8 protein-coding genes, 1 rRNA gene, 2 pseudogenes and 1 other annotated feature are annotated in these 9,032 nt (G+C 36.7%); of the genes and pseudogenes, 3 read left to right on the plus strand and 8 right to left on the minus strand.

The annotated features are described in order from the left end of the window. Positions 1–269, minus strand: a 269-nt coding sequence (locus tag H5T45_06595; protein MBC7129378.1) for a hypothetical protein, incomplete at its 3' end; no start/stop codon positions are given. Between the two features lie 104 nt (positions 270–373). Between H5T45_06595 and H5T45_06600 the strand changes: the two genes are divergently transcribed. Both H5T45_06600 and H5T45_06605 read left to right on the plus strand, forming a co-directional pair. Further along, entirely contained in the window at positions 374–2,251 is a 1,878-nt protein-coding gene (locus H5T45_06600; protein MBC7129379.1) for a hypothetical protein, read from the plus strand. A gap of 130 nt (positions 2,252–2,381) precedes the next feature. Further along, positions 2,382–2,660 carry a hypothetical protein gene (locus H5T45_06605; GenBank protein ID MBC7129380.1) on the plus strand — a complete coding sequence of 93 codons (279 nt, stop codon included), beginning with the start codon at positions 2,382–2,384 and terminating at the stop codon, positions 2,658–2,660. On the opposite strand, the gene phoU is transcribed toward H5T45_06605, so the two are convergent. Genes phoU through H5T45_06625 form a run of 4 tightly spaced genes read right to left on the minus strand, consistent with a single transcriptional unit; the run spans position 2,661 to position 6,758 of the window. After that, positions 2,661–3,311 (minus strand): phosphate signaling complex protein PhoU, encoded by a 651-nt coding sequence (gene phoU, locus H5T45_06610; protein ID MBC7129381.1) that lies wholly within the window; start codon positions 3,309–3,311, stop codon positions 2,661–2,663. A 4-nt stretch (positions 3,312–3,315) separates the two neighbouring features. Continuing rightward, positions 3,316–4,068, minus strand: a complete 753-nt coding sequence (locus H5T45_06615; protein MBC7129382.1) for a phosphate ABC transporter ATP-binding protein — start codon at positions 4,066–4,068, stop codon at positions 3,316–3,318. Position 4,069: 1 nt separating this feature from the next. Further along, positions 4,070–5,941 (minus strand): phosphate ABC transporter permease PstA, encoded by a 1,872-nt coding sequence (pstA, locus tag H5T45_06620; GenBank protein ID MBC7129383.1) that lies wholly within the window; start codon positions 5,939–5,941, stop codon positions 4,070–4,072. A gap of 10 nt (positions 5,942–5,951) precedes the next feature. Then, a complete protein-coding gene (locus tag H5T45_06625) occupies positions 5,952–6,758 on the minus strand; it encodes a phosphate ABC transporter substrate-binding protein (GenBank protein ID MBC7129384.1) in 807 nt (268 codons plus the stop codon). A 107-nt stretch (positions 6,759–6,865) separates the two neighbouring features. Here H5T45_06625 and H5T45_06630 point away from each other — a divergent pair, with 107 nt between their 5' ends. Then, a complete protein-coding gene (locus H5T45_06630) occupies positions 6,866–7,837 on the plus strand; it encodes a phosphate uptake regulator PhoU (protein ID MBC7129385.1) in 972 nt (323 codons plus the stop codon). Between the two features lie 107 nt (positions 7,838–7,944). Here the strand turns inward: H5T45_06630 and H5T45_06635 are convergent. The 3 genes and pseudogenes from H5T45_06635 to rrf all read right to left on the minus strand — a co-directional run bounded on the left by H5T45_06635 (position 7,945) and on the right by rrf (position 8,619). After that, positions 7,945–8,191 (minus strand): annotated as a pseudogene (locus H5T45_06635) (type II toxin-antitoxin system HicA family toxin). Continuing rightward, positions 8,188–8,401: pseudogene (locus H5T45_06640) on the minus strand (2-oxoisovalerate dehydrogenase). Before H5T45_06640 ends, H5T45_06635 begins: the two co-directional pseudogenes overlap by 4 nt. Before the next feature lie 97 nt (positions 8,402–8,498). Next, positions 8,499–8,619, minus strand: a 5S ribosomal RNA gene (gene rrf / locus H5T45_06645). 29 nt (positions 8,620–8,648) lie between these two features. Beyond that, positions 8,649–9,030, minus strand: a sequence feature (possible 23S ribosomal RNA but 16S or 23S rRNA prediction is too short). Positions 9,031–9,032: the final 2 nt, after the last annotated feature.

Genomic DNA, 9,032 nt, shown 5'->3' on the forward strand with positions numbered 1-9,032 from the left:
TTAAAATTTTTCTTACTTAATCTTGTATAAACTGTGTCAGCATCTGGAATTTTATATTTTGTTATTTCTTCCAATCTTTTGCAACCATTTTCAAGGTATCTTCCCCTTATTGAGCAAAATGTTATCCCCTTCAAAATTTTTTCATCCTCATATATCGAATTTTTATTAGAATGAAAGTTAATAATATTTCTTACCAAACTAAAACAAAATCTATTTAATTTCCTTAAAGATTTATTATTTGCCTGAGGCATTATCCTTTCTTTTTCCATAATCTGGGATTTTGCCTCAGGAAATAATTTTTTCTAAATTTTCACTTTCGGAGATACTGATATCTTGCAACAAAAATATATATAAACATTCCATATTTTACTTCATGAAAAAATTAATCCCTTTGTTGTTAATATTTGCAATTTCAATAAATGCAAATGCTGGCTACTATTATTTCCATGATGAGCCAAATCCATACAACCCGGATGTAAAATTAATGGATGCATCCCGCCCTTCAGCTACATATACTTCATCTATAAATATTGATGAACAGCCTGCTATATGGGCCATGCTACCTGTTGAAAAGGATATAAAAATAAGTGGTGATATCAGCATTGGTTATTGGTTGGAAGCATACACAAAAATTACATTCATTCCCTTCCAGATAAGATTTGTAAAATTATATCTCGTTGACATTTCTCCAGAAGGAGACATTGATATAATTGCCTCAACAAGTCCTCATCCTATGCTATTTTTAAAAAATGATACCATAAAATTGGATACTGTTTTTTTAAACGATATTGAATACATGTTACCATCAAATCATTTGCTTGGAATAAAAATAGAAAAGGTAGTTGATATATTTTCGTATCTCCCCTTGGCTGTATTTTCAACTTTATTTGATACAAACATACTTTATGATTCGATAGATGCCCTTTCCTACGCATCAATACCACTGGATATAGGTGGCGGGGGAATAAACTTGGAATGCTGGAATAATGAGAAAAGCACAAAACCTGGAAGAGAAGTAACATATAATCTCCTCATATATAATACAGGTGCAGAAAATGATACCGTAACTCTTTCCACGGATTACAGCAACGGATGGTGGGTTGAAATAAATCCAGATGAATTGGTTGTTGAGGGAAATTCAGTAAATACATCAATTGTCAGCATTAAACCTCCTTACGATGCAGAGGAAGGAGAATATCTTAACATTACAATAGTTGCACAGGGAAGCATAGGATATGATTCAATCTGGCTAAATACAACAGTTACAGCATTTAACTATGGAGTAATTGTAACATTTTTTGAGAAAAATATAGAGGGAGAAGCAGGGAAAAATTTAACGGTTCCATTCAGTGTAAAAAATACAGGAGATCTTTCTGATACCTATAAATTAAAGGTAATATCAAACTGGAGTTGTAGTCTCGAAGAAAGAGAAATAACATTAGGGCCAGGGGAAAACAGAACAATTAATTTAACAGTTGAAATTCCAAAAAATGCAGAGAGCGGTGAGATGATTGAAGTTGAAGCAGAATCATCAAATGCAAATGCATCCGATTACATAGCAATATCAGTTATAATTCCCGTGGAAGAAGGTAGCAAATGGGGCATAGGTTTTATACTTTTTGTTGTTTTTACCGCCATTCTTCTTTTTGTTGCATACTATATAAATAGGGAAACAGGCAAAACCGCAATTATACTATGCGATGAAAGAAGCATCGAGCTGCCGCCGGGCGGGAAAGGGAGTTTTTCGGTTTTGGTAGAGAATCCCTCAAAGAAGAGAATGAAGTATAGAACAGCAATTGGAGGAAAAATACCAGCCGGATGGAGGATTTATGCAAACAAGCAGGATATTGTTCTTGATGGAGGGGAGAGAGAGGAAATAGTAGTTAATGTGATTGTTCCCGAGAGAGAGAGCCTGCAAGAATGGGCATCAATTGATTTTATTTTAATTCCAGAAAAGGGAAGAAGGGAGAAGATAAACATGCTTGTTACCCTCCGCGAGGAAATGCCTATACTTAAGACGGAAATTCAGCATGAGCCAAAAGGATTTGGAGAAGGAGAAAAAGTTATAACAAAAGTTAGAATAGAAAATACTGGAGAAAAGAAAGCTGAAAATAAAAAAGTCATTCTTATGGTGAATGGAAAGGAAAAGAATAGAATTGAGGGAGTTGAAATTCCACCTAATTCAATAGTTGAAATAGAAATTCCATGGATAGCAGAAAAGGAAAATAATGTTGAAGTAAAAATAGAGTAGGGAATTTTAGAATAAATCAATTTCTTCCAATAATTTTTTTTCATTTTCCCGTTCCCTTTAATAGCAATCGGCAATATTCAAATAAAAAGAAAAATTGAAATATCTTTTCCCTATTGTCTTTTTGATAAAAATGGAAGCAAAAATATCTGAAGAAGAATTTGTTATTAATGCAATAAAAAAACTCAGAAAGCCGCCATATAAAGGAATACACAGTGTATTCAGCGGTTTTAATGCTGCATTTAAAGAATATTTCGGAAAAAATCCAGTTGAAGTAACCACAAGAATGGCAAAGGAAGGAAAAATTATAATAAGACCAGCAAAAAGAGGGGTTATGCTTTATCTACCAGAAGATAGTCCGGATTTACCAAAAACCGATGAGATAATCAAGAAGATAGTGGGCGAGAATTAATTATTTTATTTCTATTCTAACTCCATTTACCATATAATATATCTTCTCCGCTATCTTGCAGGCATGGTCGGCGCACCTCTCCAGATAGCGTGCAATCATCATATAGTGAGCGCATCTCGTAATGTATTTTTGGTCTTCCATCATATAGGTTAGACATTCCCTGAATATGGAATAGCGCAGGGCATCTATGGTATCATCTCTTTCGGAAAAATCCTGCAGAGGAGTTAAATCTTCTGTTTTAAATGCATATAAAGCGTCGTCTATCATCTTGCAGACAATATCAGCCATATATGGAATGCTAACAAGCTTTTTTATATGTGGCTCAGAAGATAGCTCCTTTGCAACATTTGCAATATCTTTTCCATATCTTCCTATTCTCGTTAGATATGTTATAATCTTCAGGCAGACTGCTATAGTGCGCATATCCTTTGCCATTGGCTGATATAAAGCAATTAAACGCAACGCCTTCTCCTCGATTTCTTCATCCATTTTAGCAATTTCGCCTTTTTTTGATAATACCCAGTCAGCGATTTCATTATCCTGATTTTTAAGAGCAATTACTGATTTGATGAGCATTTCCTTTGCAAGATTTCCCATACTTACAATATTCTCCTTCAATTCCTCCAGCTCATGATGAAATTTTTCAACCATTTTATCACCCAAATCTACCCGTTATATACTTTTCAGTTAATTCTTCTCTCGGATTTTCAAATATCTGCTTTGTCTCTCCAAACTCAATTAGCCTTCCCAGATAGAGAAAGCCCGTATAATCACTAACTCTTGCTGCCTGCTGCATATTATGTGTAACTATTACTACCGTATATTTTTTTTCCAGTTCATCTATCAAATCCTCAATTTTTGCAGTTGCTATAGGATCAAGAGCGGAGCACGGTTCATCCATCAATATTATCTCTGGCTCAATAGCCAAAGCCCTTGCAATGCAGAGCCTTTGCTGCTGCCCCCCCGATAAACTTAATGCTGATTCATTCAACCTGTCTTTAACTTCATCCCAAAGCCAAGCTTGCTTTAAACTTCTTTCAACAATTCTATCAAGCTCTTTTTTATCCTTTATCCCCTGAATTCTTGCTCCATATGCAACATTTTCATAAATTGATTTTGGAAAAGGATTTGGCTTCTGAAAAACCATCCCCACCTTCTTCCTCACTTCCACTGGGTCAGCATCCTCGCTATATATATCATATCCATCAATAATAACACTCCCCTCTACCCTGCAGTCATCTATCAAATCATTCATCCTGTTGAAGCATCTTATTAGAGTTGATTTTCCACATCCAGATGGACCAATTAGAGCAGTTACTCTATTTTTCTCTATTCCCATGTTTATATCAAACAATACCTGCTTGCTTCCATACCATAAATTTAGATTAACTGTTCTTATGATTTCCATCTCACCACCTTATCTTTTTCCTGTATCTATTTCTTATTATTATAGCACCCATATATAGAACTATCACGAGCAATGTAAGAACAACAGCGGTTGCAAAAGCATTCCTCCTTGCCTCCTCTCCTGGAACAGATGTTATAATTATAAAAAGATGGTATGGCAGTGCCATCACTGGCTCGAAAATGCTACCTGGCAGAAATTTCTGGCTGAAAACAGCTGCGGTAAAAAGAATTGGTGCAGTCTCTCCAGCTGCTCTGCCTATGCTTAAAATTGCCCCAGTCATTATTCCCGGCAGGGAAGCAGGCAGGACAATTTTTTTTATTGTCTGCCATTTTGTTGCTCCCAGTGCAAAGCTCCCCTCTCTCACATGCTGGGGAATTGTTTTAAGTGTTTCCTGAGTTGTTTTTATGATTGTAGGAAGAATCATTAAGGCAAGCGTTATTTGCCCGGCAAGAAGGCATATCCCCCATTTAAGATATATTACGAAGAATGTCAGGCCAAAAAGACCAAAAACTATTGAAGGAGTTCCATTTAGCATTGTTATGCTGGATAAAATTATTTTCTTTATTTTTCCCTCCCTTGCATACTCATTTAAATATATTCCCGCTCCTATCCCAAGAGGCATTGCAAATAAAATTGCTCCTCCAACTAAAAGTAGAGTTCCAACAATTGCTGGAAAAATCCCTCCTTCTCTGCCCAAATTACTCGGCGGTTTTGTTAAAAATTCTATGTTAAGCCCGCTTATTCCATTTGAGAAAATATAATAAAGGATTATGAAGAGAATCGAAATTGAAATAAACGCACATAAGCTTATTAGTGAGAAGGCAATTTTTTGATAAATCTTTTCAGAAATAACCTCCCTTTTCATTATAAAGTAGAGAAGCAGAATAATTCCAAATATTGCTATTGAATAAACCTCTAAAATATAGATTGTTAGAAAGAATAGAATTATTGAAAAGAAAATTTTTGCATATTTTTTTAAATTCTCATTAACCCTTGCCTTTTTATTCCTTTCAATTATTTTCATTGCAAACCAGTTCACAAAAAATGCAATTATTAAAAGCAGAACCGCAAGTCCATAAAGTGCATGATGCCACATTGAATTTGTTGGTGACTCACCCATTTCTATCGCCATCGCTGATGTAATTGTTTTTAAAGGCATAAATGGCATTTTTAAGTTTGGCATAAGAGCGGAGTTGCCTATCACCATCATCACCGCCATTGTCTCGCCTGCAGCTCTTCCAATTCCAAGCACAATTGATGCAATTATTCCTGGCAATGAAGCTGGCAAAACAATTTTTCTGATTGTCCTCCATTTAGTCGCTCCTAATGCAAAACTTCCCTCAACATACTCAGAAGGCACGGAGCTTATTACATCCTCGCTTATGCTTGTTATGGTTGGCAGTATCATTATCGCAAGCACAATTGATGCAACAAGCCACCCCTCGCCGCTCGCAACATTGAAATTTGCCTGAAAAAAATTTACAAGAACAACTAGCCCAAAGAAACCATATACAACAGAGGGTATCCCTGCAAGAAGTTCAATCATTGATTTAATAAAGGATTTTATTCTTTTGGGGGCGAGATGTGATATAAATATTGCGCTTCCTATACCAAGAGGAACTGCAATTGCAATTGCCATGAAAGTGGTGAGCAATGTTGCAAGTATTAATGGTAATGCTCCGTAGCTGGCATCGAAGCCATATATCTCTCCCTCCGGCTTCCATTCCCTGCCAAAAATAAAGTTAAGCCCTTCTTTCAAAAAAATAGGCATTCCTTCTTTCAGAATAAAAATTATTATCAGGAATATTATTATTACAGAAAAAAATGCACTCAGGAAAAGTAAAGAACTTACCAGCTTTTCCTTGAGATGCATAATGTAATAGTTAAAGAGGTATAAATCCTTCCTCCTCAACTATTTTCTGGCCTTCATCGCTTTTTACGAAATTTATGAAATCCTTGGTCAGGCCTGTTGGCTCTCCTTTTGTAAAAAGATATAGCTCTCTCGCAAGTGGATAAACTTTGTTTTTTACATTCTCTAATGTTGGCTCAATCCCATCAAGTTTCAATGCTTTAACCTTATTGCTGATGTATCCAATTCCCACAAAACCTATTGCATTTTGTGTGCTTGCCACTTTATCATGCACAGCCCCATTTGAAGGCAGTGCAAGCATGCCTGATGTAAAATTTTCTTTTTTCATTACATGCTCCCAGAAAAACTCGCCGGTGCCGCTTGCGGTGTCGCGCCCAACTACTACTATTTCGCCAGTCCATCCAAATTCTTCCCATCTTGTGTATGTGCCGTTGTATATACCTTTCAGTTGTTCGCTCGTAAGGTTGCTAAGCGGGTTAGAAGGATGAACTATTATTGCTATTCCATCCTTTGCTATTACATGTTTCACCAAATCAGGATAGTTGCTCTTTTCTGAATCTTTTATATCGCGGGAAGCCATGCCTATATCAACAATCCCATCGCCAACATTTTTTATTCCCATGCTCGAGCCTCCTCCGCTGACCCTTACATCAACTTCAGGATGCAATTGCATATATCTATCAGCACATTTTTGCACTATCGGAAGAACTGTTGTTGAGCCCGCTATGTTTATTGTTTCTCTTGTACCTATGCATCCCACAAGAGCTATACATATAACACAGGCAGGCAACAATTTTTTTATTTTATTCATTTTCATCATGAATAAAAAAGCCGGGATATATATATTTTTTCGAAATAAAATATGTATTGATACATATTTTTAAAAATTTTATAGAAAAATATATATAAAATTTTGTATATCTGTTTATGGAATTAAGAAAAGTGCAGGTTAGCGGTGGCTCTTCCTTTATAATTTCTCTGCCAAAAGAATGGGCAATAAAAAATGGAATAAAGAAAAATGATAAAGTTGGGGTAATTGAAGCAAGAGACGGAAATATTGTTATAATTCCAAAAATGAAAAAAATTAAAGAGAGAGTTATAGAGTTTGATGCAGAAGGGGATGAAAACTATATTTTCAGGCTTTTACTTGCAAGTTATGTTGATGGCTACAACATTATCATATTAAAATCAAAGGAAATAAAACCATCTATAAGAAATGTTGTAAAAAAATTTATAAAATGCTCAATTGGCTTTGAAATTATAGAGGAAGGAAGGCATTCAATAATAATAAAAGATTTTTTAAATCCTTCCGAGCTACCTTTTGAAAAGATAATCAGTAGAATTTTTTCGGTTGTTTTGTCAATGCATGAAGATTTGATTTATGCAATAAGAAATCGCAATGAAGAAATTTTGAAAGATATCATTGCAAGAGATGATGATGTGGACAGGCTCCACTGGCTCATTTCAAGGCAATACAATATATTATCAAGAAATATTTTTGGGGAAGAAATTTTTATAAACTATCCTCTCCTGAGCAGAATCCTTGAAAGGTGCGCAGACCATGCGGTAAGGATGGCGGAGGGCATTAAAAATTTAAATAAAATTGGCAAGGAGCTTGAAGAAAAAATTATTTCCGCTGAAATTTTTTCATTAAAAATTTTCAAAATGAGTATGAAATCCTTTTTTGGTAAGAATTTAGAGGAAGCCAATGAATGCATAGAGATGGCTAAAAAAATAAATGATAAATGTGTGAAAATAAACAATGAAGCAATTGGAAAAGATGCTAAATCAGTTATTCATATAGGGCAGATAAGCGACAGCATCAGAAGATTTGCTGAGTATTCAGCGGATATTGCAGAGTATGTAACAGATTATATAGTAAGTGAAAGAGCTTCTTAAATTTGATGAAGTTCTGCACCGCATTTCATCATTTTTTCTTCAAAAACGGGAAAAACAAAGGAAAAGGGCTTGACAGCATTGCCATGCCCACGGGCTCGCGCAACAATTCATCTAAACAACTTTTCCATCAGCTCCTTTTTACTCATTTGAAGGTATTCTGCAATATCAGATAAAATATTATTCAATGTGCCAAGTTTTAATGGCTTATGAAGAGGAATTGTGATGAAATGGGCTTTCCCCCGTTACCTCACTCTTCAATCTAACATGGCTTCCAGTTTGTCTAACAACTTCATATCCAAATTTTGCCAACAGTTTTATTAAATCTTCTCCACCAACATGGCGGGGCAATTTCATATTGCAATCACTTCATCTTTAACAATATGCATTCTTATTAAGGAAGGCATATCCTTCCTTTTCATCAAAATGGCATTTTACGGCATCTACAATCATTTTCCTTAACTCTTCAATATTTTCAGCTTCAGTGAATATGGAATACCCTAAAGCCTTTGCTATATATCCGCCTTCCTCTGCCTCCTCGACAAGAAATATGATTTCCTTAACCATGTTATATTACAATATTCATCATCTATTAATCTTTTCTCTTTTTCCTTTTCTGCTCTGAGGAATATAAAAATCCAAAACAAAAATGAAAAGGAAAAGGGCTTGACAGCATACCGCCTTTCCCATGTGCTCGCGCAACATAGTACCGGGCGATACGCGAAGGGCTTAACTGCCGGGTTCGGGATGGGACCGGGTGTTTCCCCTTCGCTATGGCCGTCAAACCCCTTGCATACATAGTCTGTTAAGCGAGAGTTGCTCGGGCGATTAGTAGCTGCGGGCTGAACGGGTCGTTGCCTTCCCGCTTACACCCCAGCTCTATCAACCGGGTGTTTTACCCGGGCCCTAAAGGTGCCTCGTTTTGGGGTGGGTTTCCCGCTTAGATGCCTTCAGCGGTTATCCCTTACAGCGTAGCTGCCCAGCTTGCCCTGTCGGACAACTGGTTGACCAGAGGCTGCGGACCCCCGTTCCTCTCGTACCGAGGGGTCCTTCCCCTCAAGCACCTGACACCTCCAGCGCAGAGCAACCGACCTGTCTCGCGACGGTCTAAACCCATCTCACGATCCGCTTTAATGGGCGAACAACCCCACCCTTGGCGGCTGCTGCACCGCCAGGATGCAGAGAGACGACATCGAAG

It is taken from the genome of Thermoplasmatales archaeon, from assembly GCA_014361245.1.
GTDB lineage: Archaea > Thermoplasmatota > E2 > UBA202 > JdFR-43 > JACIWB01.

Coding starts and splice junctions, on each gene's coding strand:
- H5T45_06615 (MBC7129382.1), bottom strand. CDS start 4,068: ATGGAAATCATAAGAACAGTTAATCTAAATTTATGGTATGGAAGCAAG.
- H5T45_06605 (MBC7129380.1), top strand. CDS start 2,382: ATGGAAGCAAAAATATCTGAAGAAGAATTTGTTATTAATGCAATAAAA.
- H5T45_06625 (MBC7129384.1), bottom strand. CDS start 6,758: ATGATGAAAATGAATAAAATAAAAAAATTGTTGCCTGCCTGTGTTATA.
- phoU (MBC7129381.1), bottom strand. CDS start 3,311: ATGGTTGAAAAATTTCATCATGAGCTGGAGGAATTGAAGGAGAATATT.
- H5T45_06600 (MBC7129379.1), top strand. CDS start 374: ATGAAAAAATTAATCCCTTTGTTGTTAATATTTGCAATTTCAATAAAT.
- H5T45_06630 (MBC7129385.1), top strand. CDS start 6,866: ATGGAATTAAGAAAAGTGCAGGTTAGCGGTGGCTCTTCCTTTATAATT.
- pstA (MBC7129383.1), bottom strand. CDS start 5,941: ATGCATCTCAAGGAAAAGCTGGTAAGTTCTTTACTTTTCCTGAGTGCA.